Consider the following 25,168-nt stretch of genomic DNA (forward strand, 5'->3'; position numbering starts at 1 on the left):
TGCATGCAACACAAGTACGCCTCGCCGAAATTTTTCTACACGCTTGCCGGACAACTGACGCCATGGGCCGCGATGATTACCGCCCTGCTGCTGGTAACCGGCCTGTATCTGGCCTTGTTCGTCGCCCCCGCGGATTATCAACAAGGCGAGAGTTACCGCATCATGTTCATCCACGTTCCCGCCGCGTGGATGTCGATGTTCATATACATGATGATGGCCGGCGCCGGCGCCGTTGCGCTCGTGTGGAACGTCAAGCTGGCCGAAATATTCGCGAGCAATTGCGCGCCAATCGGCGCCTCCTTTACCTTGCTTACGCTGGCAACGGGATCGCTCTGGGGCAAACCGATGTGGGGCACCTGGTGGGCGTGGGACGCGCGCCTGACTTCGGAACTTATCCTGTTTTTCCTGTATATCGGCTACATGGCGTTGCAGGCCAGCATCGACGACCCGCGGCGGGCGGCGCGCGCCGCCGCGATCCTCGCCCTGGTGGGCGTGGTCAACATTCCCGTCATCCACTTCTCGGTGGAGTGGTGGAACACGCTGCACCAGCCGGCCTCGGTTTCGAAAATCGGCGCACCCTCGATACATCCAAGCATGCTCGCGCCGCTGCTGTTGATGTCCTTGGCCTTTACCTTTTATTTTTTCACGGTGGCGCTGATGCGGATGCGCAACGAAATCCTGGAGCGGGAGCGGCATACTACCTGGGTTGCTCGCGTACTCGATCCCGAATCATGAATTGGTCGGAATTTTTTTCCATGGGCGGTTACGGGTTTTATGTTTGGACTGCTTATGCATTCGCCGCCCTGATTTTGATCTTCAATCTTTATCTGCCGCTGCGACGCCGCAAATCGGTACACCGGTTGTTGCGTGAATTTTTTCGAATCAAGGGACAAACCCGATGAAAACAAGACACAAGCGCCTGGCCATTATCGTAACCGGTGTCATCGGGCTGACCGTCGCCGGCCTTTTCGTATTAAACGCGTTTCGCAGCAACCTGGTGTTCTTTTATTCACCGACCGAGCTGCTGGAAGGCAAGGTGACCGTCGCCCCCGGAAAAACCATCCGCATCGGCGGCCTGGTCGAACAAGGCTCCGTACAGCGATCGCCCGATGGCCTGAAGGTCGATTTTGTCGTCACCGATCTCAATAAGAAGCTTCCGGTTCATTACGAAGGAATCCTGCCCGACCTGTTCCGCGAAGGGCAGGGTGTCGTGGCGCAGGGAAAAATGCTGGGCGATAACCGCTTTATTGCCAGCGAAGTATTGGCCAAACACGATGAGAAATACATGCCGCCGGAAGCCGCGCAGGCGCTCAAAGGCGGCTCGTTCGCGCCAGGTGATGCAAAGAAAAACCCATGAAGAAATACGCGGTCCCGCTCGTCATGTTTGCCATCCTGGGCGCCCTGCTGGCCTATGGATTGAATCTCGACCCGCGCAAGATTCCCTCGCCCCTGATCGGCAAACCGTTGCCGGCGTTTTCGCTGCCCACCGTCGCCGACCCGGCGCGGCGGGTCAGCCGGGATGATTTGCTCGGGCGCGTTTACCTGCTCAATGTCTGGGCCTCGTGGTGCGCCGCTTGCCGGCAAGAACATCCGTTACTTAACGATTTGGCGCAACGTAAAGTCGTCCCCATCATCGGCCTGAACTACAAGGACAAGCGTGAAGATGCCGTGCGTTGGCTCGCGGAGCTGGGCGACCCGTATGAACTTAGCCTGGCGGACCTGGACGGAAGATTCGGGATTGATATCGGCGTCTACGGGGTACCGGAAACTTTCCTGATCGATAAACAGGGCGTCATCCGCTACAAGCACATCGGCCCGATCTCCGCGGAAGCGCTCGATAAAAAAATTCTGCCGCTGATTAAAGAAATTTCCCTGTAATCCCCGCGCTTTCGCGCGGCAAGATCAAATCAATTCGTCTTGCCTCGGTACCGCCGGTAATAATCGATAACCCGCGGAACGTACCACCGCGTCAAAGTTATTTTTCCCCCAATTTCTCGCGCGTCTTGTTGACGATGAGGCGCAAATGTTCGGCCTCTTGGCTGCCCGGCGGCATGGCAATCAGCAACCGTTCCCACTGGCCAAGCGCCTGCTTGTAGTCCCCATTCTGATAAGCCGCAAAACCCAGAAACCACATGGCATTCTGATTTTCCGGTTGGAGCTTTATCAGGTTACTGTAGAGCGTGAAAACCCGCCCGGTTGTATTTTGCGGATTCTGCCGGTAGATAAACGCGGCATATTCCGATACCAATTCCGGATTGTTCGGATCGAGCTTATAAGCACGATCATAGGCCGAGTTGGCTCCATCCATATTGCCCATGACCGAAAACGCGCGGCCCAATTGGTGCCATCCGGCGGCATCGTTCGGTTGCCCGGCCAGGCGTTTCTCCAGCCGCGCAACCATTTCCAGCGCCATGGGCGGCACGGAAGGATTCGATTGTGTTTGCGGACGGTACAGATACGAAAGCGTATCCCGCTGGCCCAAGGCATAAAGCCCGGCGGAAGTCAGCGGCAACAATATACCCAGCGTCGCCAGGCCGACCGCCCATCCCCGGCGGGAATCCTGCTTGGTTTTTTTCCTTTTCTTCTTGCCACCCAGCGATTCCAGTTCGCGCAGGGCGCTGGAGAGTTGCGCTTCGAGGCGGCGGCGCTCGTCACCGACAACATTGGCGTCAATGTTGCGATCGCCTTCCTCGATATCGAGTTCATTCAATTGCACCAGCAGCCGTTCCCGCAGTTGCTCCAATTGATCGCGCCGCTCGCCGTTGTCGTCCGCCATGGATCGTGCGAGCGGACGTGTCACGTACCAGACCGTGACCAATGCAATCAGCGCAGCAAAAACGTAGAACCAAGTCATGTTTTGCCTTGGCGGCGGGCCGCGCGTACCCGCTCGGCATCCTGCTTGGAAAGCGGTGGCGGCGGAGGCAGTGTCGGGCGTAATCGGCGTCGCAGAAACGCAAAACCGGACGCACCGACGACTATTACCAGTATGACCGGCGCCAACCAGATCAACGTACCCGCCCCGCTTGTGCGCGGCTTCATCAGCACGTAATCCCCATAACGCTCGACAAAATAATTCATGATTTCGCCGCGCGTTTTCCCGGCCTTGATCTGTTCACGAATGATGGAGCGCATGTCCTGCGCCAGGTCGGCGTTGGATTCGGAAACCGGCTGGTTCTGGCAAACGGTGCAACGCAGATCCTTGGCGATTTCGAGCATTTGCCGCTCGAGCGGGTCCTCCGAGACCTGCGCCGCCAATACCGGCATGGCCACGAAAAAAAACAGATAAATCAGGAATCGCATCTTTTCTTTATCCGGCGGGCCGTGCGGCGGCCGCCACTTTCTCGGCGCGTGAACGGCGGTAAACGCTCAGGGAAAGCAATATACCCAATAGAATGATAAAACCGCCCGTCCAGATGAACCGCACCAGCGGATTGACATACACGTGCACTGCCCACTTGTTTCGATCGCTGGATTCCGCCAAAACCACATACACATCCCGTGCCATTGTGGAGTCAATGCTCGTCTCTGTCATGGGCGCTTCCTGGCGCATGTAACGGCGCCGTTCCGGGAGCAGCACGCGCCCGCTGTTCAACAAGGTCAGGCGTCCCTGTATTGCCTGGTAATTTGATCCCTGCAATTCCCTGACCCCCTCAAACCGCAGGCGCTCGCCGGCAATCTCAACCACGTCACCCGGCGCCATGGAAACGGTCGCCTCCGTGCGGAACAGTCCTGAACCGGTCAAACCGAGCGCGATAATGACAATGCCGAAATGCACGGTCATTCCGCCGTAATGTCGCCGGCTAGCCAGCACCGTCTTGTAGCACGCGCGGCCCAACGGCTCCTTCAATTGCACGCGGCGCTGGCTGACGGCACGCGCATAGTCGATGACGAGATTGGAAAATGCGAAGAGCGCCAGTCCGGCGGCCACCGGTCCGGTCCAGTGGACCGGAGGGAAAAACAGGATCACCGACACGGCCGTGGCGATTCCGATTACAAACGGCCAAAGGAGCCGCAAACGCAATCGATCGAGCTTGGCCTTGCGCCACGGGACCAGCGGACCCACGGCCATCAAGAGCATCAGCGCGAGAAATAACGGCACCATGACGGCATTGAAATATTGCGCTGCCACGGTAATTTTCTGTCCACTGAAGGCATCCAGTGCCAATGGATAAAGCGTGGCAAGCAACACGCTACCACATGCCACCGTGAACAAGACATTGTTCCAGACGAACAGCGATTCGCGCGACATCAACGAAGTAATCTCTTCTTCCGCCTGCTGGTAACGACCCTTGACCATGAAAATCCCGAAGGAGATCGCGAGCACGACTGTCATGAAGGCCAGGATATAAGCGCCACGACCCGGATCCACGGCAAAGGCGTGCACCGACGAAAGCACCCCGGAGCGCACCAGAAAGGTTCCGAGCAGCGACAAGGAAAAGGTCGAAATAACGAGGAAGATGTTCCAGGTGTGCAGCATGCGCCGGCGGTCCTGCACCGTAATGGAATGCACCAGCGCGGTGCCCAACAGCCAGGGCATGAAGGAAGCGTTCTCCACTGGGTCCCAGGCCCAGTAGCCGCCCCAGCCCAGTTCATAATAAGCCCACCAACCCCCAAGGAGGATGCCCGTCGTGAGGAATCCCCACGCGATCAGTGTCCAACGCCGTATGAGGCCGATCCACAGTTCGCTGCGCCAGCGCGTAAGGAGCGCCGTCATTGCAAAGGCAAACGGGACGGAAAAGCCGACGTAACCCAGATAAAGCAATGGCGGGTGAAATACCATTCCCGGATCCTGCAGTAACGGATTAAGATCGTTGCCGTCCGGCGGCGCCGGGAACACGCGGTCAAAGGGATTGGATAAAAACAGGATCAGGCCGAAAAAACCCACTATTAACCATCCTTGGACGGCGAGTATCGGGGGCAGGTGCTCCGGATACTGCCTGCGCCCGCGCCATCCGACAATCAACGTATATAAGGTGAGTATCCACACCCAGAGATAAAGTGAGCCTTCGTGCCCTCCCCACAGGGCTGCGACCTTATAGAAAATAGGCAGCAGGGAGTTGGAATTAGTCGCGACGTATTGCACCGAGAAATTGCTGGTTACAAAGGCGTGTATCAGACTGAGCCCGCCGATTGTCGTCAGCAGGAATACCGCCGCACTTGCGTTCACGCTTAACTGGGCGAGCCGCGGTTGCCGCAGGTAATGCGCCGCGATCGGGGACACCCCCTGTAGCAGCGCCACCATCATGGCGAGATAGGCGCAGAAGTGTCCGAGTTCGACCAGATTCAGCGAAAGGTTACTGGCCAGCACTTAAATTCAACTCCCGGGAGAAATTCAACGGAGGCAAGCTGTCATATCTTCGTCATCAATAAGAGTTATCAGGTTATCCTATAGCAGTGCATTCGTATAGAGTCGGGTGACACTTCCGGTACTGCTATGGTGATTTTGCCAGACTAGTAGGCTGGAAAACTTGATGGCCGTCAATCTACTCACAGATTTTGTGCATAAGTTTGTGTGCAAATGACATGGAACGGCTCCGATGTGGTAGACGTACCGCGCGGCTGTCATATTGAATATTTTTTAAACAAATCGGACGGGAAAATTACTAATAAAAAGGGACATGACGACCGATTTCCCACCCCCCGGGTTTTTGCGCCGCCTTGGCGCTATGGCCTACGATGGCCTGCTGTTGCTGGCCTTATTAATGATGCTCAGTTACCCCTACGTCTGGCTGACAGCTAGTGACAAGCCCGTCCTGTTCGTCAAAACGCTGTACCAGCTCTATCTGCTCGCCATTTGTTTCTTATTCTACGCCGGCTTCTGGATCCGTGGCGGACAAACGCTCGGCATGCGCGCCTGGCGCCTGAAACTGGTCGCACAAAACGGCGCTCCGATCGGTTGGGCCATCGCTGTTAAGCGCTTCGCTTTGGCGTGGATTTCCTTGCTCTGCCTCGGCCTGGGTTTCCTCTGGATACTCTTCAATCAGGACAAACTCGCCTGGCATGACCGGTGGTCGGGGACGAGGTTGATCTTGTTGCCAAGAACCTAAGAAGACCGTCTAAACATCATTAACCTGTTGGTCAATTTACCCTTGGCAACTTCGGATTGACAACATTACCCGGCGGTGATTACATGGTTTTGATGTCCGAAGTTAGAATGACAATTTAGCGTACTCATTCCGACTGATGCCGAGGAGGATGTATGAGAAAGGAATTATTACCCGGACGGGTGCAAAAGGAAGTCACCTACCCCACGCCACCGGCAGCTCTAACCAACTCAAGTCGCCGGAAATTTCTTAAAGGCAGTTCGTTGTTCGCAATCTCAACAGCGGTCGGCGCGCACGTTCCTTTCGCGCGCTTTTTCCCAGATGGATTGATACCGGTTGCCCTGGCGCAGGGGGCGGTGGATTTCTCCGCCATCGGCAAGAACCATGAGCTGGTTGTCCTCGGCGACAAGCCTCTGGTCATGGAGACACCGGCGCATTTGCTCGATGACGACATCACGCCGATCGAGCAATTGTTCACCCGCAATAACGGCTTACCACCCGACCGGGCGTCGATAGATGTCGCCAATTGGACGCTGACGATCGACGGCGAGTCAGTGATGAAGGAAGTAAAGTTTACGTTAGCGGAACTTAAGAACCGCTTCCGCATCGTGACGCAACATCTCTGGATCGAATGCGCCGGTAACGGCCGCGCCAGCTTCTACCCGCCGGCGAAGGGCAATCAGTGGACGTACGGCGGCGTCGGATTTCCAATGTGGACCGGTGTTCTGCTGCGCGATGTGCTCAAGACGGTGGATGTGAAGCAGGACGCCGTCTACTTCGCTTATTACAGCGCCGATGCGCATCTTTCCGGCGATACCAGCAAGCCCGTGATATCGCGCGGCGCGCCGATCACCAAGGCAAGGCAAGGAGACGTGATGCTGGCGTGGGCGGTCAACGGCGGGGACCTGCCGATATTGCATGGTTACCCGTTGCGCCTGGTGGTTGGCGGCTATCCGGGTTCGGTGTCCGGCAAGTGGTTACAGCGCATATCGATTCGCAACAAAGTCCACGATGGCCCGAAGATGGGAGGAACCGACTACCGCGTAGCGTGCGAGCCGATCGCGCCCGGCGAGGAATCCAAGAACTACTGCATCCTCGAACAAATGCCGGTGAAATCACTGATTACGTTCCCGCGTTCGGGCATCCAGCATGAGTTCGGTCAGCCAATGACGGTGCGCGGTCAAGCGTGGACCGGACAGAAGCAGGTCCAGGAGGTTCATGTGTCGTACAACTTTGGACAGACCTGGGTCGCCACGCAATTGAAATCAGCACGTAATCCGTCCGGCCCGCAACGCTTCTCAGCCGATCTGAAGTTTTCGCAGAAGGGCTATTACGAAATCTGGGCGCGCGCTACCGACAATACCGGCAAGATGCAGCCGATGGTCACCCCCGGATGGAACGCCGGCGGATACGGCAGCAACGCCATGCACCGCATCGCGGTGCGCGTGGTGTGAGGGCTCGTTGGGCGGCGGCGTTGACCGCTGCCCTGATCGTGGTGCAAGTCGCCGCCGCGGACAAACCCGTGGACCCACAAACCGGGCTGGTAATCGACAATGGCTTCGCGATCGTCAAGCAGTTTTGCACTGCCTGCCACTCCGCGCGCCTCATTACGCAATCCGGCAAAACCCGCGCGGGTTGGATCGACTCAATCCGCTGGATGCAGAAAACCCAAGGGCTGTGGCCGCTTGAGCCATTTGAAAACGAGATCCTAGATTACCTGAGCACCCACTACGGTGTGCCACCGGCCGCCGCTCCTCTGCGACCGCCTGTGGCGCCGTTGTCACGTTAAGCGCACCGACAACTTTGCGTTTTACGTTTAAGTACGACCGAATTGAACAACGGTGGTTTGAGCCAACCTGGCGCTAACGGACACTTTTGAAGGTTGACAATTCCGGTTGGTGGTGTCGGATGGGAAAGCCGGGTCAGCTCACGGGCCCCATTTCCCCGGAACGAAGATTACCTACCTCCCACGGCAAAGAACAACGCGAACGAAACCAACAGGCCGTGCAGCAAAGCCGCCGCGATGGTACGGCGAATCGCAGCCGTGAGCGCGCGCGGCTGCGCGGCATAGCGCAGAAATAGGGTCAGGTCTTGCCTTATTAATGATGCTCAGTTACCCCTACGTCTGGCTGACAGCTAGTGACAAGCCCGTCCTGTTCGTCAAAACGCTGTACCAGCTCTATCTGCTCGCCATTTGTTTCTTATTCTACGCCGGCTTCTGGATCCGTGGCGGACAAACGCTCGGCATGCGCGCCTGGCGCCTGAAACTGGTCGCACAAAACGGCGCTCCGATCGGTTGGGCCATCGCTGTTAAGCGCTTCGCTTTGGCGTGGATTTCCTTGCTCTGCCTCGGCCTGGGTTTCCTCTGGATACTCTTCAATCAGGACAAACTCGCCTGGCATGACCGGTGGTCGGGGACGAAAATAATTTTATTGCCTAAAAACCAATAGCTCCCCAAGTCCATATTATTTTAACTCTGGTTGGGGCTTTATTTTCCGTAATGGTATCGGCATGCCAAGATAAATATTTTTCCTTGGACGACCTTGTAAACCAATCGGTGTTCTTCCGTTATACGACGCGACCAATAACCGGCCAATTCGTGCTTCAAGGGTTCGGGCTTGCCAATGCCATGGAAAGCATCCTTCGCGATAGCCTCGATTAAACGGTTGAGACGCTTGTGGACCCTGGGGTCCTTGGCCTGCCACCAGAGATAATCTTCCCACGCCTCATCCGCCCATACGACCGGCTTCATTTAATCAGTCGCCGTTTCTTCCCCTTTCCGCTTTCGATCTGCTTCAGCGCGTTCCTCAGGCGGCGTCGCATCGCCGGACTGCGCGCCAGATAGGCCGTCTCCTGCCACGATTCGTAATCCTCCATGGATACCAGTACGGCGGAGGCGCCTTTCTGGCGCGTGATGATGATGGGCGCGTGATCCTCGTTAACCTCGTCGATCGCCTTGGCGAGGTTATTGCGGATGGCAGTGTAAGTAAGCGTTTTCATGGAACTGGAACCTGTACAGATCATTGAACATACTTATCCTAGCACGGTTTTCAGCGCCTGCACAAACATCGTGTTTATACTTTGATCCTGACGCGGGAGAGATCCGGTGCGGATCATGTCCAACCGCGACAAACTCACGTGGCATGACCGGTGGTTGGGGACAAGGTGAGGCGTACCCGTTTCCACGGACACATGGTTAAGGAACAACAGTCTGCACTTCATACCGCACCGGACTGACGTAGTCGAGAGTCTCGTGATTAAGGGCGTGAATAAGTGAATTGAATAAGGGGACGCTACCCTTTATCTCAGGTGTTCGCCGTGGTAGATTCTATTCATGCCCCGGCTGGCCCGCACCGTCTTCGCTCGCGTCCCCCATCACGTGACGCAGCGCGGCAACCGACGCGAAAAGGTGTTCTTCACCGACGCGGACCGTACGGCTTATCTGGACTGGTTAAAAGAGTATTGCCAGCAACACCGTGTTGACGTGTTGGCCTACTGCCTCATGACCAATCACATTCACTTGGTCGTCGTGCCCGAGACGGATCACGGCCTCGAGCGCGTACTCAAGCCTTTGCACATGCGCTATGCCCAGCGCATCAACCAGGCGCGGGGATGGAAAGGGCACCTGTGGCAAGGACGGTTTTTCTCCTCGCCCTTGGACGAACCCTATCTGTGGGCGGCGGTGCGGTACGTGGAGCGCAATCCCGTCCGCGCCAAGATGGTGCGAAAAGCCGAAAATTATCGCTGGTCCAGCGCCGGTGGGCACTGTGGACTGCGACCAGACACGGTGCTGACCCAGAAATCGTTCTGGCGCAAGCAGTTCGGCAGCATCGGCCGCTGGTCCGCTAGGCTGGCCGAGGGCGATGCGCCGGAAGCCATGCAGGTGTTGAGGCGTAACGCCGACAAGGGATTGCCCTGCGGTTCGGAGAAGTTCATCCAGCAACTGGAGAAACGAGCGGGACGCCTGTTACAGTACCGGCCACGAGGACGACCGAAGATGGCTGATGACGAATAAAGAGTGGACGAATAAAGGGTAGCGTCCCATTTCCCGCACATTTCCCGCCAGGTTTACGAGGCCGATCCGCTGCAGTGCCCCAAGTGCAAGGGCCCGATGCGGGTGATTGCGCTGATCGAAGATCCGGGCGTGATCCGGCGCATCCTCGAGCACTTGGGATTGTGGACGCCGCTCGCCACCGAGCGCAGTCCGCCACCCGCTGCCGCGAGTTGGCCCCAACATGCCAACTTGCCGCTCACCTATCACCCGGTTCCCGACATCGCCTAACCCCTTGCGATAGCCAAGGGGCGGGAAAGGGCTTGCTGTGATCTCGCCGTTGGAATAGATTGCTCGGTAATCGACCGCTGATCCCGCTCACGACCCGCCCGGATCGCGGTCGTCTGCCGGGGAGGGGCAGCCCGCATGAACTTAACACCGATTATGCGCACTGTGCGTGCGCTTTCGCACTGGCTCCCGGCGCGCGGGCGCGGCGCAGCGAAATCGGCGCCGGATTGATCGGATTGATTTTCCTATCCGTTTTTCCTATCCGTTTTTTCCTATCCGTGTTCTCAAGAGAGTCAGCATGACACCATCGCGATTCCGCCTTCTCCTGGGCGTGTACTCGGTCGTTTTTGTAATCTCGATCATTCTAGCCGCGATCGGCCTCCAGAAATCCCTCGTTCTATATGTGCTCGGATTCGCGCTGCTTTTCGCGTCCATCGTCGGCTTCACCGCCACACTCGCCACGCGCTACGCACTCCGAAAGTTCGGCCGCTGGCCGAGACCGAACGCTACCGATCTGCCGAACATCGCGCCGATTGAGCCAACACGACCGCCGCACATCGCGCCGATTGAGCCGAGCGCGCCGCCGCCGGTAATCGAGAGACAGCCTGATCGCATCGAGGTGGAACCAGTCTTCGCCACCTCGGTGACGGAGATCGAGCCAGCTGATGGCGCCGTCGTTCATGGCACGGACACCTGGGTCAGGTGGCGCACGTCGGGACACGGTGCCGCGCGCGTCATGTGGCGCGAGAGCGGGCGGGAAGAATTCAGGAATGTTCCAGCCAGTGGTGATGATCCTGTCGTAGCCCCCATCGGTCCGCTCAAGATTGGCCGGCGGTACGAGTACATGGTCGAAGAGGCGATCGCGGACGTCGTGTCCCGCAGCGGCCTTCGCACCTTCGAGGTACAGCCTGGTCTCATGTTCGATCCCCCGAGCTTCGAGACTATCGTCGCGCGCGACTACGACCAGCGGGTTTCGCTCATGCTCAAGAATCGCTCAGCCACAGCGATCAGTGTTGGAGCGAGGGCGCTTCAGTTCTGGGAAGATCTCCCCGCCGACATCGTTGGACCCGGTTCCATCGACGATCCCGCGCAGCTGCAACCCGGCGGAACACTGAAACTGGAGCTGGCAGTTACCGCACCAGACGCGACGCGCGAGACGTACGACATTCCCGTCGAGGCTTCAGGAACATTCGCGACGGTGCGGGTAAGGGTGCCGCGCCCGCCGTTGAAATTGTCTTTGCGCGTCGTCAGTGAAGATCCGCGCACGCTGGCCAAGACTATCGAGATTCGAAACGATGGTGAGACTATCGGTGATCTCGCCATTCGCGTCGTCGAGCCCGATGACGCCGATCTGCGACTACAGCCCACCGTCAACCACGCGTACCTGAAGCGGGGCGAGAGCATCCAGCTGGTTGCGACACCGGTGCTGTACCTGGAATTCAGATCCCTGAAGGCGGAGATAGAATGCGCGTCTGCCGGGCAACACATGCTGTTTGCGCTGGATTTCCGTGCGCCTCCGGGAATGCGCCTGCTTGGTGTTCGCACGGGCTCGGCACACACGTCATCCACCGCTGATTGGTACTGCACCAACAGGCCGAACATCCTCCTCGACATTCTCGGCCTGAGTGCGCTGGGGCCGGCGGTAGACTTGGCCACTTACGCCTGGGACGAAATTACCAAAATGCGTGAGGACGCGTTAATGCAATGGGCGGAAGAGCTCTGGTGGGTTCACCTGGGGCTGGACCTCGCCGGCCTTTTTCCCGTTCTCGGCGCAGCACCAGATTCACTGAATGCGGGCCTCTATGTCATCGAAGGAGACATGGACAACGCCAAGTGGGCGACCGCTGCGATTCTTCCGGTTCTTGGCGCCGGCGCCACGGTCACGAAGCTCGGAGTGAGGGCGAGCCGTAAGATCGCGAAAGAGCTCGGCAAGGACGCCCTTGCAAAGGGGATCAAGGAAGCGGTCGAGCGCAGTGGCAGACCAACGCCGAAGCCTCCGCACCTGAAACAACCGACCGAGTACCCTGCCGGGTGGCAGAAAGAAGTTGCTGCCCTGAAAACGAAATTCCCGAAGCTGAACGACGCTGACCTCCTACCCAAGCGCCGGGGGGTGAGCAGAGGGAGTGCGTATGAAGGAGCGGGGACCGGTCATGGCTTCTCCTTCCGAGGGAAACTTCGCGACGGCACCGGGATCGAGCTGGACGACATCACACCGGGGGGCGTCGTCGTCGATGCGAAGTCGCGGAGCTACCTCGATAAACCCGCCGACAGCGAGCCGGGATCGCTGTTGGATCCGTATCCGAGCGATCCGAGTGATCTTGCCTCCGGCCCGTTGAACACAGTGCTCGAAGACGTAAATCCGGAAAAACTCCTTCAGAGGAAGGAGCAGTTCCAGAAGCAGCTCGAGTTCGTCAGGGAAAACGACTTGAACGGACTGGAATGGGTTGTGGACAATCCCCGTTCCAAACAAATCCTTGAGGACTTCCTCGACGAGCTTAGAACGCACCCCGTCTACGACGGGTTTGACTGGTCGAACGTGAGAATCGTGGAGGGATATTGAACATTCGAACCGGCTTACTCGAGGCGCTGCAACGTCGAGCCGGCTTCACGAGAGCGCACAACGGAGCGTTTGCCGCGTGCGTCGAGGGTGACGCCGCCGATTCGAGCGCGACACCGGCGAGCTGGCACGCCGGCGACAGAGTGTGCTTTGCCTGGCACGGCGTAGAGGATGAGATCGTCTACGCTGCCTTCGATCGCCGAGGCGCTCCAATCGTGGAGCCGATGATGCTTGGTTCCGGTCGCTGGCCACGCCTTACCGCCGAGGCCGGGAGGACAGCGGTCGCGTGGAGTCGCTCCGGCGAGTTCGTCGTGCGGGTGCACGATCACTACTCGTGGAGCGATGAGATCGCGCTCCCTGGGCGTGAAGCGGCGATCGCGTTCGGTCCGGGTACTCCGTTGCATGCGGCGACCACGGAGGGCCTCTGGAAGCTCAACGACACGGGCTTCGAGCGTCTACGGCGGGAACCCTATTTCCAGCCTGCTCTCATCCTCGACGGTGGTGGCCGCGCGACGATCGCATCGGAGCGCAATGGCCAGGTCCTGGTCGATGGAACCGCTATCGACCGGGGTGCGCGACCGTCGCTCGCCCGCACAGCGGACGGTGCAACGCATCTGGCGTACGTGTCGAACGGAGTTGTACAGCTTCGCCATTCGAGCGGCACTCGTTGGTCCGAGGCCGAAACCATGCAGGCACGCGACCCGTCGTGGCCAACGCTCGCGACCAGCGGCAACGACTTGCGGATCACGTTCATCGGCCGCAGCGATCATGGTCCCGACGCCCTCTGGCTTCTGCGCCTGCCCGACACGGTACCCATTCTGATCCCGTCGCTCGCCGGCAATGTCACCGATACCTGGCTGACGCTGAATTTCGGACTGACTAGCGCTCGATCGTATTACCGTCCGCACGATGTCCTGGTGACGCTCAATGACGAATGGATAAAGGTCTTCCCCAGAACAGTTCCGCAAGGGCGGTATCTGTTCCGGATCCATCCGAGCCGCGTGCAAACCTCGAGCGGGCCACCCGCCGTGAATCGCCTCGGTATCCGCAGCTGGCACTCCAACGGCGGGAGCTACAGGACGACCAGCGAGTTCCGTCTCTCCGTGCGCACCCAGTGGAGCGAGCACTTCGCCTTCGCGTCTTCCGCGGAAGAGGTTCTCGAGAGCATGGAGAAGAAAGTCGTAAATCACGACCAGCACGATCTGGCCGTGTTAGCGAACGATCTAGACCTGCCGGTCGCGGCGCCGGAACCAGGCGTGGTCGAGTTCGACATCACGATTGCGAATCTCGGGGAGGGCACATCCCGGCCCGCGCACCTGGAGATGCGCGACGGCGAGAAAGTTCTCGCTGAGCGCGAGATTCCCGCCCTGGCGCCGGATGCCAGCAAGACCGTCAAGATGCCGCTCGACTATGATGGAAAGATCGAGACAGTTGTCTTTGGTCTTCGGCAATCGAAGCCGGACTTCGATCCTACCAACGACATCATGGTCGTGAATCTCTGGGCTCCTCGCGCGTCTCCCACACTACCCGAGCGCTCGGCGGCTCCCGACGAGGCGGCGCCAATTGCCACGGGCCTTGAACCAGCAACTGATTTCACCCTCCCGTCGGCCACGGACAACGCTTTAATCCGGCTCGCCGACTACGCGGGCAAGGTCGTGTTGATCAACTGGTGGCGCACGAGCTGCGGCTTCTCTGCGGCCGAAAGCCCACGTCTCGTCAGTCTGTACGAGCGCTACCGCGAGCGAGGGCTCGTCATACTCGGCGTCTCCGACGACACTCGAGAGTCTGTCGCGGCCATCCCCGAGTATCTGCGACGTCACGGTATCACCTGGCCGATCGGCTTGAATGATCAGGCCGAGTTTAAACGGGAGATCCTGCGGGAAACGCCGGGAGACACTCCCGGCAACTATCTTGTCACGCGCCACGGCCGGTTCGTGTACCTCGGTCTCGACCGCGACGACGCTTCATGGCGCCGCGTGGAGCAGGCCGTCACTCAGGCGCTCGCTGAATCCGCGCCCCGGGCAGCCGCCATCGAGTCACGGCAGCTTCCCGCCTCTCCCGGCTTCGCGCTGCTCGATCTTCAGGGGAGGACGGTCACGCCGGCGAGCTTCGAGGGTCGGCCGCTCATCGTGAACTTCTTCACCGCGGAAACCGCCGCCTGGGCAGGAAGAGTGCTGAACTCGATCGCGCAAACCCATCGCACCCCCGGTCTTGAGGTCGTCGGGATCAATCTGTTCGACAGCGATGCGGATGTGCAGCGAGCTATCGCCAGACACGGGACGACGTATCCTGTGCTGCGAGGCACCGAATCCGTTCAGACTGAGTGGATTGGGAGTCCCAAATCGTGGGCGACTTTCTTCGTGACTCGCGATCGCAGGATCTTCAAGGCCATCCTCGAATCGATAGAGGGCGGCTTGGAGGAGCACGTGTTTCCGAGATACGCCCAACACCTTCTGAACCATTCGTAGGTCCGGATAGAACCCGTTCAGCAACCGAGGCGATTGGACATGAAAATCCTCAAACTGCTTGTGGCCGTCGTTATCGCGATCGGGCTGATAGCGGTGATTGCTTATCTCATCGACCCGCAAGGCGACACCACGCGCAAACCCCCGCCGGGTGTGAGCGGAGGTGGTATGCGGAATCAGCCACCGGCCGACCGCGCGGCCATCGCGGCGACGCGCGAGCAACTCGGCGCTTACTTCAACTCGTGCGGCAACCAGTACGTGACACACTATCCAGTGTTCGAGCCCATCGGCGGAGGCGGGCCGTCGGGCGGGCCGGTAGTGGGCCGCGCGGTCAATCACTCGGAGCGGTATCTGGACGTCACATTCGAATCTCACCCGCGCCCCCTCACCGACATAGACAGGCTCAACAAGATCGACTGGACGGGCACGGTCGTCATGAAGGCGCGTGCCTGGGGGCGCGGCCCGCAGAATGTCGAATGGTCAGCGGCGCCGGAGAGAATAATCGGAGTCGAGAAAAAGCCAGCAGGGTGGGTGCTCGAATCACCGTGGATTGACAGCGTGAGGGCGCAACGCTCCAGGAAAGAGCCCTGCCCCTAGCCCCCCCTAGTTACTTTCCGGTGAAAAATTCGGTTTCGTAAGTGTCACGCATGCATTCAGGTTCCAGCGGCCGGCCGGCGCTCCCTCGCCGCGGCGTCTTTGTGGTCCACCGCGTCGAGGAGAAGCCCTACGACGCGTGCCGCCACGACTACGGTGGCGCCGCGGTGCCGATGGTCAGCAGATTCCCGGCGATCACCCCGAGGCCGACCCAGCGCTCCATGCCGTCGTGTCCATGGTAGAGGCACCGCTGCAAGCCATGTCGGCGCTTCAACACGCTGATCCGGCCTTCACAGCCGACGCGCCACCGCTGCCCGCGCCGAAACCAGCGTTGCCGTTCGTGGGCGCGCCGCGCCGGCGACTTGGGACCGGGCCGGGGCAAGATGACGCGCCGCACGCCGCGGTCGAGCGCTGCCTGCTCGTTGGCCGTCGAGGCGAACCCGCGGTCGGCCGCGGCCAGATCCGGCGCCCGCCCAAAGGTCTGCACGTGGGCCGCGAGGGCAGGCGTCCACAGCGTCGAATCGGCGGGGCGTTCGGCGTGCACGGTGTACGCGGTGACGATTTGGTGTTCGGCCTCTTGAATCGTGACCAGTTTCCCGAATTCCGTTGGCTTGACGATCTTGCCTTTGCGAATCCCCTCGGTGTGCGGCTCGAACAGACTCATGACCTTGTCCGGCACGTGCGTGTCGCCGCCGAGCACGCGCGCCCGCGTCTGGGCCATGACGCGCCGCAGCAAGGGGCGGACCGTCTGGACCTGCGCCTGCAGGCGCCGGAGTCGCCGCCGTGTCTGGTCATCGACCGTGCGCAGCCGTTGCCCCACGCGGCGGGTCATCCGGTCGGCGTCGCGGAGCACGGCACGCGTCGTCGCCAGCAAGCGCCGATAGCTGCGCACCAAGCCCTCACGGGTTTTAGGGCTCCGGGCGAAGGCCTTGATCTCAAAGGTCCGGCGCACGGCGCGGCGCAGCCGATTGCGCACGGCGCGGCGGCCCCGGCCGATCACCGTTTGGATCCGCTTCAGCGTGCGCGTGACCACGCGGATGCCGTCGACGAGCAAGGAGCTGTCCGTCGGATAATGAATGGGCGTCTCCACCTGTAGCATCGGGCTCGGGTCGGCCCCCCCCCGCGCCGGGCCGTCTGAGAATAGCGTTTATGTCGCTTAGACTCTAGACTCCTTAGACTCCACCTTGCTTCATGGTTCGGCTCCGGTCGCGGGCGCAGATTGACGGCTCAAGCAAGAACGGGGTCGGACCACGGCAACGCGTTGATTCAGTGAGATTAGAGACTGAAAAACGAGTCTCTTGAGTGCTTAGAAGCCACTTTTTGAGATCAAAAAGCGCCTTCTAAGGATTCAGAACAGCATGCCACGCGCCAACCGCTACTTTCGGCCAACGCGCTCGCTTGCGGGGCCGCCGCACGCGACGACTGCTGGTCACACTCGGTCGCCGTCGAGAGCGCCTCCTTTGTTCAAGCGGTGAAACACGAGCTTGGCGAGAGAGTGAAGGGACGGGAGGTTGCTCCCGCTAGCGAAAGCTTTGCCTTGCAGGAATCCAGACGCCCTTATAGAGGCCTTTCTGAGCTTGAAAATGGGGCTCTAAGCTCGGAAAACACCCTTCGCGCAAGGGCTGCCTGGGCGCGGCTGATCCGCAAGGTCTACGAGGCCGATCCGCTGCAGTGCCCCAAGTGCAAGGGCCCGATGCGGGTGATTGCGCTGATCGAAGATCCGGGCGTGATCCGGCGCATCCTCGAGCACTTGGGATTGTGGACGCCGCTCGCCACCGAGCGCAGTCCGCCACCCGCTGCCGCGAGTTGGCCGCGGCATGTCAGCCTGCCGCTGACCTATCACCCGGTTCCCGACATTGCATGAGCTGGCGTAAATAAGCCCCCTGGAGACAGCCAAGGCGCGGGAAAGAGCTTGCTTCGTTCTGGTGCTTGGCGTAGATTTTCCAGTATTCAGCGCTGATGCCGGCTTCGATTGCGGTTTTTTCGTGGGGAGGAGGAAGCAGGCATGAACATAAGGCCCCTTATGCGCAGTGTGCGAGCATTTTCGCAGGTGCTCCCGACGCGCGGGCGCGGCGCGGCGGGACCACGGCCGGATTGATTTTCCTATCGTTTATTGCATTTCACTCTTCATATTCGACCTGCAGTTAGCTCGAGCAAGCCAATGTCCTAATACCAAGGGGGTGTGCAATGGCTAAACGAGATCGTGGCTCCAAGGCCTTCTCGGCGATTAAGCGAGGATCGCAAGGAATCAAATCGCAGAATCTTCCTCTTTCGGCGATCAAGCCGATTCGGCACAAGCCAGCGCCGAGCAAGATCCGAGCGCAGATGTTCCCTGCGGGCCCGGCGGCAAAGAGGTTGATGGCGGCACAGCGCAAGCTGCTTGCGGGCCGTTCCGCTGAAGCGAAGAGAATGTGGGCAAGCGCGACCAACAAGGCGGCACCACAGCCAACGCGCAGGAGCATTCTAAGCAAAAGTGACTACATCCGACCGAATATGCCGGGCGGATGGACTCCTCCGCTCGGGACGATCCTTCCAGCATGCCGATTCCGCACCGTAACGATCTTGGAGTGTCTGCGTCAAATTTGCACGGAGCAGAAAGAGCACATGCGCGGCCCGTGGAGCGCGCTGCTGCCTACGCCGCTCGAGTTCTATCTTGCGCCTACCATGATCGGGGGCCTGCCTTATTTCAGCCTTACGGACTCCGTCAATGATTACAACGGCTATACGTCTTCCGGGGGATGGCTTGCAGTTCATGCCTCCATACAGATGACACAACCGGCGACCGTGACGGAGATCGGGCTGGACTTCGAGGGCTTCGTGTGGGCGCTAGTTAGCGGCCTTGAGGGTGGATGGTTCTCGTCCGACGAGATCGGCCTTGCCTATCTCTGGAGCTCCCGTGTGATCCGAAGCCAGATGCCCGGCGAGGCAGAAACAGTCCTATCAAATGTCCCATACCACCTCGAATACCTAAAGGTTGACTACGAGTACAGTGTCGAGCATGTTCCCCTGTCGAGGCACGTTTTGCCGCTGAATCTGGAAGCCGTCAACGGGCAAACATTCAGCGTTGACTACGTGCTCCATTGGGACATTGACCGGTCGCCGGGAAGCGCGGACGCCGCTGCAACATTCGGTGCGACAGTCTGGAGCCCGCAGCCGTACATCGTGTACAAGTCCTGTCACAGCGAATACAGGCAGGTTGGGCGCTTCTATCGGGAAGCGGCACGCCAGATGTTCAAGCGACGCGCCTAACCATCTTAAGGCGTTCGCGCAAGGGCTGCCTGGGCGCGGCTGATCCGCAAGGTCTACGAGGCCGATCCGCTGCAGTGTCCCAAGTGCAAAGGGCCGATGCGGGTCATGGCGGTGATCGAGGATGCGGGCGTCATCCGGCGTATCCTCGAGCACCTTGGATGGTGGGCGCCGCTCGCCACCGAGCGCAGTCCGCCGCTGGGTGCCGCGAGTTGGCCCCGGCATGCCAACTTGCCGTTGACCTATCACCCGGTTCCCGACATCGCCTAACCCCTTGCGATAGCCAAGGGGCGGGAAAGGGCTTGCTGTGATCTCGCCGTTGGAATAGATTGCTCGGTAATCGACCGCTGATCCCGCTCACGACCCGCCCGGATCGCGGTCGTCTGCCGGGGAGGGGCAGCCCGCATGGACATAACACCGAATATGCGCACGCTGCGAGCGCTTTCGCGCTTGCTGCCGGCGCGCGGGCGCGGCACGGCGAAATCGGCGCCGGATTGATTTTCCTATCGTTTATCGTTCGTGCAGAAGATCTTGTCCAGGAGCACCGGGCTGCTCGGAAACTCGAGGATGTGGCTGTTCCCCACCGAGGCGTCGGCGGAATTGCGCAGACCCGCCATATTCAGCGGGTTGCGAAACACTTCCACAACCCCGCCTTGCCGCGTGAGGACCACAATGGCGTTGCGCTCGTTGGCCGAGTTCCAGATGTTGCCCGCGGCGTCGAGCGCGATGCCGTCGGTGCCTTCCAGATAGGGAAAGGATAGGAAATTCCTTCAGCGACCAATAGGGTCAGACTCGATTGAAACAGACTGACCGGGTATAGTTGCCGCCAGAATAACGACAACGGAGCTATCCATGGCCCGCGTACCCCGCTACGTATTGCCCACATCATCTAGTGCGGAAATAACTCTCAAGGGGTTGGTGGTTACGCTTTATACACTAGATAAAAACAACGCGCCCGCAAGCAACAGGCCGTGCAGCAAGGCCGCCACGATGGTACGGCGAATTGCGGCCGTGAGCGCGCGCGGCTGGGTCGCATAGCGGAACAAATCCACCGCGGCTTGAGCACTGGGTATCGCGGCTGCCAGGGCGATCAGCGCCAGCACCGGCAGCGCGCCAGCGAGCACCGCGCCGATCAACCAGGCGTTGGCGGCCAATGCGATCATGACATAGCCCCACCGCGCCTGTTCCGGCGCCAGACGCACCACCCAATGGCGCTTGCCGGCGGCGGCATCGGCCTTGCGGTCGGGGAACTGATTCATATAGAGAACGTTGGTAACGAGCAACGCGTACGACACCGAAGCCACGACCGGCATCGTCGCGAACGCGTGCCGCTGCACATAATCGGTGCCGATCACGATCAGGGCGAACCCGGCCATGACACACAGCTCCCCGGCCCCGCAGCTGTTGAGCTTGAGCGGCGCGGCCGAGTAACCCCAGCCGATCACGAGCCCCGCCAGGCCGATTACCAACAGGCCGCTTCCGGAGACCGCGGCCAGCCATATTCCGGCGAGCATGACGGCGGCGAACAAGGCGACACCAAAACGCAGCGTCTGGGCAGCCGTAAGCACGCCGTTCTGAATAAAGCGACTGCCGCCGGTGTAGGGAAACACACGTTCGGTATTCATTTCATCGGTGCCGTTCAGGGCATCGTAATAGTCATTCAGGACGTTTACCCCGGCGTGGGCCAGCAGGGCGAAGACGAGGGTCACGAGCGCCGTTGGCCAGGCGATCGCAATGCCGCTGGCGTGTGCGGTGCCCAACCCGATCAGCGAGCTGAACAGGGTTACACTCAGAAACGCCGGTCGGGTCGCCAGGAAGTAGCGTTGCACCGCGTTAGGCAGGGCCGCCAGGGTCGGTTCGGCTGGTTGCATCGTTCAGGTCTCTGTTTTCGGGTAACCGCGGAATTTTCGTTATTTTCAGGCAAGATCTCCGTCAGCGCCAGACTGCGATAAGAGATGTATCCGGTCGCCGCCAAATGTCACGCCGGAAACTCACGCGGTCAAATCAACGTGGGTGGACTTGGTACGGTTGCGGTGTTTGAAAGCGGCTAGAGCGGGAAGAATCGCGGCAGCAGGAAGGTATAGATTGTCAACATGATCAGGGTGAGCGGGACGCCGGCTTTGACGAAATCGGAGAATTGATAACCGCCGGCGCTCATGACCATCAGATTGGTCTGATAGGCCATCGGCGTGGCGTAGCAAAAGTTGGCGCCGAACATGATTGCGAGGACGAACGGTTCCGGCGACACTCCCAGATTCTGCGCGATGCTCATGGCGATGGGCGTGCCGATCGCGGCCGCGGCATTGTTGGAAACAAAGTTTGTCAGCAACGCCATGAGCAGCATCAGCAAACCGAGCAGCATCTCCGGACTCAAGTCTTTGGCCGCAACCAGAAAGACTTGCGCGATGTAATCCGTCCCGCCGGTGAAGGTCAATGCCGCGCCGAGCGCCAGGCTCGAGACAACCAACATGACGACTTTGGTGCTCAGGGAGGAACCGACATCTTTCCAGTCCAGGCAGCGCGTGAGCAGCATGGCCAGCACGCCGAACAACGCGCTGATCGATATCGGAACCAGCTTCAGGGCGGCCGCCGTCACGGCCACCGCCATGATCGCCAGCGCGATGGGCGCCTTGCTCGTGTGCGGCAAATCGGTCGTCTTTCCCAGCACGAGCAGGCCGGCATTCTCACGAAGATTTTTGATGGCTTCCTCGGAGCCCTGCACCAGCAGCACGTCACCGACCCGGAGAAATACATCGCCGATGTCGCTCATCTTGACGACTTCACGCAGATTGCTGCGGTGCAACGCCAGAATAATAACGTTGTAGAAGTCGGAAAACCGCGTGCGCCGCAATGTCGTTTGATGCAGCATCGATGCCTCGGTCACCACGACTTCCGCCAGCTGCTGTCCCGATGCCGTCAAGGGATGCTCATCGCCGATGGGTTCTTCGAGTTCATCCACATTGTGCAAGGTCGCCCCGAGCAGTGTTTCGAATTCTTTCAGGTTTTCGGGGGTATCGGAAACAAAAAGCCGGTCTCCCGCGTTCAACTTCGCCGTCGGAAGCCTGGCCAGTGTCATTTGCTCGCCGCGTTCCACTCGATCCAATTTCATCCGGTTGTCGGTCTTTTCAAGAATTTCAGACAGAGTCTTGCCGTTGGCGAAGCCGTCTTCCTTCACATGCAACACGGCGCTGAATATACGGGGTGAGGTGTCCGCCATGAGCGAGGTACGATCCGGCAACAGCCGCGGCAGCACCAGCCATACATAAAGCAGACCGCCCACGGCGGCGAGGGCCGCCATCGGCGTGAAATCGAAAATACCCAGATGCCGCATGCCGAGATCGGCGGCGATGGCCACCACCAGCAGGTTGGTCGAAGTGCCGATTGCGGTCGACATGCCGCCGATCAAGACGGAGTAATTCATCGATAGCAGCGACTTGGCCGGCGAGGTTTTCGTGCGCAGCGCCACGCTGACAAGAATCGGCATCATCAGGACGACGATCGGCGTGTCGTTCACCACGCCGCTGGCCGCGGCGCAGAAAACCAGCAAAACCAGCATCGATGTTTGCGGCCAGGACGAAGCGAGCCGCGAAAACCAGCGCGCCACCGGCTCGAGGGCGCCGGTGACTACCAATCCCCGGCCCAGGATCATCAGCGCGCAGATGGTAACCAGCGCCTCGTGGCCGAAACCGAGATAGAAATCGGCCGGAGTCACGGTGATACCGTTGCGTTCATACGGAAACAGCTGAAACCCGACCGACAGCGCAACCAATACGATCAGCGCGGTCGTTTCGAGTGTTACGATTTCGCGCGAGAACAGATAAAACGCGAACAAGGTAAGGATGATTACGGCGATGGCATGTGGATCCGGCAGGCTAGGCATGTCGCGTGAGAATCAAAGTTGACTCCGTTCGTTGTGATGCAGGCTCCAATCGCTGGATGAGTCTAGCTTTTTGAATCACTGCGCCGTGAATATATTATCTTAATTCAGCACAGCACGACAAAACAGCCGATCACTAAAATATATTGTGATCGTTCGTATCCCCGGTAGGTTACTCGTCCACGATCAATTAGTGATTGAAACTGAACCGGTTAGAGCCGTCTTAGTCCGCAGCATGCCAGCTATGCCGGGGAATCAACCGAATTTTCCGAATGACGCAGAGGCAGCATCCCGATCAATCCCAACAATGCGCCTGGCGCGAGAATCCAGGCGACATAAACTCCCCAGTCCGGATAGACATGAGTAATCACGCTGATGCTGAAAATGGTTATCAGGAAACCGATGCTGTTTTGTATCGCCAGCGCACTGCCCACGAATTCCGGCGGGCATGCCTTGGCGGATAACGCGGAAAACTGGGGGGAGTCGGCCACCACGGACACGCCCCAGACCGCCAGCGCCGCCAACTGCACGATTGTCGGCTGCGCCATGAGCAAGGGGTAAATCAGACACAGCGATCCGGATATAGCCAGCGCGACAGCGGCGACCGGGGCACTGCCGACGCGGCGGCTGATCGCCCCGCCGATAAAGCATCCCAAAGCGCCGATACCGATCACGCTGAAGGCAACCAGGGAGATATTCCGGTCCGACGCCATGCCAGCCGGTTGCAATGCCACCAGGATTAAAAGGGGCGCAATCGTCCAAAAGGCGTAGAGTTCCCACATGTGACCGAAATAACCGAACGCCGCGGCACGAAAGCGCGGCAGACGGAACACCGACAACACATGTATGCCAACCCGCCGCGCCGGCTTGGGCAGATGCGGCCCGTCTCCAAGCAGGTAGATGACGGCGCCCCCCACTAACGCCAGCAAGGAAGAAGCAAGAATGACCCATTGCCAGTCCCAGCCGACGCTAAGCCCTTTGATCAGATGCGGTGACGCGGTACCCAGCGTCAACATGCCGACGAGCAATCCCAGGGAATGACCGGCTTTGTCCGGCGCCCAGCTGACAATGAGCTTCATGCCCACGGGATAGATTCCGGCGATGGCCAGGCCGGTAAAAAAGCGAAATACCAACGATGTTTCCAGGCCGTCGGCGATGAAGGCGAGCGCAGCGTTAGCGGCCGCGCCGAACAAGCTGGAGACGGCGAAGATCCGGCTCGCTTGAAATCGGTCAGCCAGGCCGGTTAGAGAGAGAATCAACGTGCCGGCAATAAATCCGAATTGCACCGCACTGGTGAGATAACCGATTTCGGCGGCTCCGAAGCCCCAGAGCAGGGCCAAATCACCCGCGACCCCGTTGGCGCTGAACCAGAGTGATGTTCCGAAGAGCTGGGCAAATACGATGATGGCGATTGGACGGCGGAGCATCGTTGCAGGTCAGGTTCGAGCAGACGGAGTCGATCTCAAGGGAGCAGAACGATAGTCTCAAACCATCAACCCTGCCAACCAGTTGTATAATGCACGATTATCCTCCGGATGTTATGTTTGGTAACAATTGTTAACAAAAGAGTGGAGTTAACACGCATGTCGCAACGAATGATTTTTCTCGGTGGTTTTCTCGTTTGTGCCGGCCTGATGGCGGCGGCGCTGTTCTTTCAACACGTCCTGGGACTGGAACCTTGCCCGTTGTGCATTTTCCAGCGAATCGCCGTTATCGGAACCGGGCTGGTGCTGTTGATCGGCGGGTTGCACGATCCCGGCGCGTGGGGCCGGCGCGCATACGGCGGATTAACCGTGCTTACCGCCGCCGCCGGCGCCGGCATCGCCGCGCGGCATGTGTGGCTTCAAAATCTGCCTTTCGACCGGCAACCGGGGTGCAGCTACGAATTCGAATACATGCTCGACAATTTCCCGCTCACCAAGACGCTGAAACTGGTGTTTGCCGGATCCGGAGACTGCGCGCAGGTGCTCTGGACTTTCCTGGGACTCAGCATGCCGACCTGGACGTTGCTTTTTTTCATCGGTTTCACCGGGCTGGGTCTGATGCTGATTTTTACCAATTTAGGCCGGCGCTGAACGTTCAATTCGCCTGTTAGCGGCGAAGGTA

At 59.5% G+C, this 25,168-nt stretch carries 28 protein-coding genes; 18 read left to right on the plus strand and 10 right to left on the minus strand.

Annotated elements, in window-relative coordinates:
* Positions 1–3 precede the first annotated feature (3 nt).
* The 4 genes from WD823_RS08005 to WD823_RS08020 are packed head-to-tail and all read left to right on the plus strand — an operon-like array spanning position 4 to position 1,878.
* Positions 4–735 (plus strand): heme ABC transporter permease, encoded by a 732-nt coding sequence (locus tag WD823_RS08005; protein WP_368428964.1) that lies wholly within the window; start codon positions 4–6, stop codon positions 733–735.
* Positions 732–902, plus strand: coding sequence for a heme exporter protein CcmD (gene ccmD / locus WD823_RS08010; protein ID WP_368428965.1), 171 nt, complete (start codon positions 732–734; stop codon positions 900–902). The genes WD823_RS08005 and ccmD overlap by 4 nt, the downstream gene beginning before the upstream one ends.
* Positions 899–1,357, plus strand: coding sequence for a cytochrome c maturation protein CcmE (gene ccmE, locus WD823_RS08015; protein ID WP_368428966.1), 459 nt, complete (start codon positions 899–901; stop codon positions 1,355–1,357). Before ccmD ends, ccmE begins: the two co-directional genes overlap by 4 nt.
* The gene (locus WD823_RS08020) at positions 1,354–1,878 is read left to right on the plus strand and encodes a DsbE family thiol:disulfide interchange protein (RefSeq protein ID WP_368428967.1); all 525 of its coding nucleotides are present in this window, start codon (positions 1,354–1,356) and stop codon (positions 1,876–1,878) included. The genes ccmE and WD823_RS08020 overlap by 4 nt, the downstream gene beginning before the upstream one ends.
* A gap of 97 nt (positions 1,879–1,975) precedes the next feature.
* Here WD823_RS08020 and WD823_RS08025 read toward each other — a convergent pair whose 3' ends face one another.
* The 3 genes from WD823_RS08025 to WD823_RS08035 are packed head-to-tail and all read right to left on the minus strand — an operon-like array spanning position 1,976 to position 5,308.
* Positions 1,976–2,854, minus strand: a complete 879-nt coding sequence (locus WD823_RS08025) for a tetratricopeptide repeat protein (protein WP_368428968.1) — start codon at positions 2,852–2,854, stop codon at positions 1,976–1,978.
* Positions 2,851–3,300, minus strand: a complete 450-nt coding sequence (locus tag WD823_RS08030) for a cytochrome c-type biogenesis protein CcmH (protein ID WP_368428969.1) — start codon at positions 3,298–3,300, stop codon at positions 2,851–2,853. Before WD823_RS08030 ends, WD823_RS08025 begins: the two co-directional genes overlap by 4 nt.
* 7 nt (positions 3,301–3,307) lie before the next feature.
* On the minus strand, positions 3,308–5,308 hold the full coding sequence (locus WD823_RS08035) for a heme lyase CcmF/NrfE family subunit (RefSeq protein WP_368428970.1): 2,001 nt from the start codon (positions 5,306–5,308) through the stop codon (positions 3,308–3,310).
* Between the two features lie 310 nt (positions 5,309–5,618).
* On the opposite strand from WD823_RS08035, the gene WD823_RS08040 reads away from it, so the two are divergent.
* From WD823_RS08040 to WD823_RS08055, 4 genes are all read left to right on the plus strand, one after another.
* Positions 5,619–6,047: an RDD family protein gene (locus tag WD823_RS08040; RefSeq protein WP_368428971.1), complete on the plus strand. Its 429-nt coding sequence runs from the start codon at positions 5,619–5,621 to the stop codon at positions 6,045–6,047.
* Between the two features lie 152 nt (positions 6,048–6,199).
* On the plus strand, positions 6,200–7,498 hold the full coding sequence (locus WD823_RS08045) for a sulfite oxidase (RefSeq protein ID WP_368428972.1): 1,299 nt from the start codon (positions 6,200–6,202) through the stop codon (positions 7,496–7,498).
* Positions 7,495–7,833 carry a hypothetical protein gene (locus WD823_RS08050; RefSeq protein ID WP_368428973.1) on the plus strand — a complete coding sequence of 113 codons (339 nt, stop codon included), beginning with the start codon at positions 7,495–7,497 and terminating at the stop codon, positions 7,831–7,833. The genes WD823_RS08045 and WD823_RS08050 overlap by 4 nt, the downstream gene beginning before the upstream one ends.
* 313 nt (positions 7,834–8,146) lie before the next feature.
* On the plus strand, positions 8,147–8,494 hold the full coding sequence (locus WD823_RS08055) for an RDD family protein (RefSeq protein WP_368428974.1): 348 nt from the start codon (positions 8,147–8,149) through the stop codon (positions 8,492–8,494).
* Positions 8,495–8,532: 38 nt separating this feature from the next.
* Here the strand turns inward: WD823_RS08055 and WD823_RS08060 are convergent, their stop codons facing one another.
* Entirely contained in the window at positions 8,533–8,796 is a 264-nt protein-coding gene (locus WD823_RS08060) for a Txe/YoeB family addiction module toxin (RefSeq protein WP_368428975.1), read from the minus strand.
* Positions 8,793–9,044, minus strand: coding sequence for a type II toxin-antitoxin system Phd/YefM family antitoxin (locus WD823_RS08065; RefSeq protein WP_368428976.1), 252 nt, complete (start codon positions 9,042–9,044; stop codon positions 8,793–8,795). The genes WD823_RS08060 and WD823_RS08065 overlap by 4 nt, the downstream gene beginning before the upstream one ends.
* Before the next feature lie 334 nt (positions 9,045–9,378).
* Between WD823_RS08065 and WD823_RS08070 the strand changes: the two genes are divergently transcribed.
* From WD823_RS08070 to WD823_RS08080, 3 genes are all read left to right on the plus strand, one after another.
* On the plus strand, positions 9,379–10,059 hold the full coding sequence (locus WD823_RS08070; protein WP_368428977.1) for a transposase: 681 nt from the start codon (positions 9,379–9,381) through the stop codon (positions 10,057–10,059).
* Between the two features lie 96 nt (positions 10,060–10,155).
* Positions 10,156–10,326, plus strand: a complete 171-nt coding sequence (locus WD823_RS08075) for a hypothetical protein (protein WP_368428978.1) — start codon at positions 10,156–10,158, stop codon at positions 10,324–10,326.
* A 166-nt stretch (positions 10,327–10,492) separates the two neighbouring features.
* Complete coding sequence (locus WD823_RS08080; RefSeq protein ID WP_368428979.1) at positions 10,493–12,883, plus strand: hypothetical protein; 2,391 nt, start codon at positions 10,493–10,495, stop codon at positions 12,881–12,883.
* 14 nt (positions 12,884–12,897) lie between these two features.
* Here the strand turns inward: WD823_RS08080 and WD823_RS08085 are convergent, their stop codons facing one another.
* Positions 12,898–13,284, minus strand: a complete 387-nt coding sequence (locus WD823_RS08085; protein ID WP_368428980.1) for a hypothetical protein — start codon at positions 13,282–13,284, stop codon at positions 12,898–12,900.
* On the opposite strand from WD823_RS08085, the gene WD823_RS08090 reads away from it, so the two are divergent.
* Both WD823_RS08090 and WD823_RS08095 read left to right on the plus strand, forming a co-directional pair.
* A complete protein-coding gene (locus WD823_RS08090) occupies positions 13,279–15,348 on the plus strand; it encodes a redoxin domain-containing protein (protein ID WP_368428981.1) in 2,070 nt (689 codons plus the stop codon). The two genes, WD823_RS08085 and WD823_RS08090, sit on opposite strands and share 6 nt — an antisense overlap.
* Positions 15,349–15,387: 39 nt before the next feature.
* Entirely contained in the window at positions 15,388–15,942 is a 555-nt protein-coding gene (locus WD823_RS08095; RefSeq protein WP_368428982.1) for a hypothetical protein, read from the plus strand.
* A 148-nt stretch (positions 15,943–16,090) separates the two neighbouring features.
* On the opposite strand, the gene WD823_RS08100 is transcribed toward WD823_RS08095, so the two are convergent.
* A complete protein-coding gene (locus WD823_RS08100; protein WP_368428983.1) occupies positions 16,091–17,038 on the minus strand; it encodes a transposase in 948 nt (315 codons plus the stop codon).
* A gap of 372 nt (positions 17,039–17,410) precedes the next feature.
* Between WD823_RS08100 and WD823_RS08105 the strand changes: the two genes are divergently transcribed.
* From WD823_RS08105 to WD823_RS08120, 4 genes are all read left to right on the plus strand, one after another.
* On the plus strand, positions 17,411–17,803 hold the full coding sequence (locus WD823_RS08105) for a hypothetical protein (RefSeq protein WP_368428984.1): 393 nt from the start codon (positions 17,411–17,413) through the stop codon (positions 17,801–17,803).
* A gap of 740 nt (positions 17,804–18,543) precedes the next feature.
* Positions 18,544–19,188: a hypothetical protein gene (locus WD823_RS08110; RefSeq protein ID WP_368428985.1), complete on the plus strand. Its 645-nt coding sequence runs from the start codon at positions 18,544–18,546 to the stop codon at positions 19,186–19,188.
* Positions 19,189–19,284: 96 nt separating this feature from the next.
* Positions 19,285–19,455 (plus strand): hypothetical protein, encoded by a 171-nt coding sequence (locus WD823_RS08115; protein WP_368428986.1) that lies wholly within the window; start codon positions 19,285–19,287, stop codon positions 19,453–19,455.
* Between the two features lie 59 nt (positions 19,456–19,514).
* On the plus strand, positions 19,515–19,946 hold the full coding sequence (locus WD823_RS08120) for a hypothetical protein (RefSeq protein WP_368428987.1): 432 nt from the start codon (positions 19,515–19,517) through the stop codon (positions 19,944–19,946).
* A 168-nt stretch (positions 19,947–20,114) separates the two neighbouring features.
* On the opposite strand, the gene WD823_RS08125 is transcribed toward WD823_RS08120, so the two are convergent.
* From WD823_RS08125 to WD823_RS08135, 3 genes are all read right to left on the minus strand, one after another.
* Entirely contained in the window at positions 20,115–21,056 is a 942-nt protein-coding gene (locus WD823_RS08125; protein WP_368428988.1) for a prenyltransferase, read from the minus strand.
* A 176-nt stretch (positions 21,057–21,232) separates the two neighbouring features.
* Positions 21,233–23,065 (minus strand): SLC13 family permease, encoded by a 1,833-nt coding sequence (locus tag WD823_RS08130; protein ID WP_368428989.1) that lies wholly within the window; start codon positions 23,063–23,065, stop codon positions 21,233–21,235.
* Between the two features lie 239 nt (positions 23,066–23,304).
* The gene (locus WD823_RS08135) at positions 23,305–24,489 is read right to left on the minus strand and encodes a nitrate/nitrite transporter (protein ID WP_368428990.1); all 1,185 of its coding nucleotides are present in this window, start codon (positions 24,487–24,489) and stop codon (positions 23,305–23,307) included.
* Between the two features lie 156 nt (positions 24,490–24,645).
* On the opposite strand from WD823_RS08135, the gene WD823_RS08140 reads away from it, so the two are divergent.
* Entirely contained in the window at positions 24,646–25,137 is a 492-nt protein-coding gene (locus WD823_RS08140) for a disulfide bond formation protein B (protein WP_368428991.1), read from the plus strand.
* Positions 25,138–25,168: the final 31 nt, after the last annotated feature.

Origin of the sequence: Sulfuricaulis sp., assembly GCF_040901545.1 — a bacterium.
In the GTDB taxonomy this organism is placed as follows: Bacteria; Pseudomonadota; Gammaproteobacteria; order Acidiferrobacterales; family Sulfurifustaceae; genus Sulfuricaulis.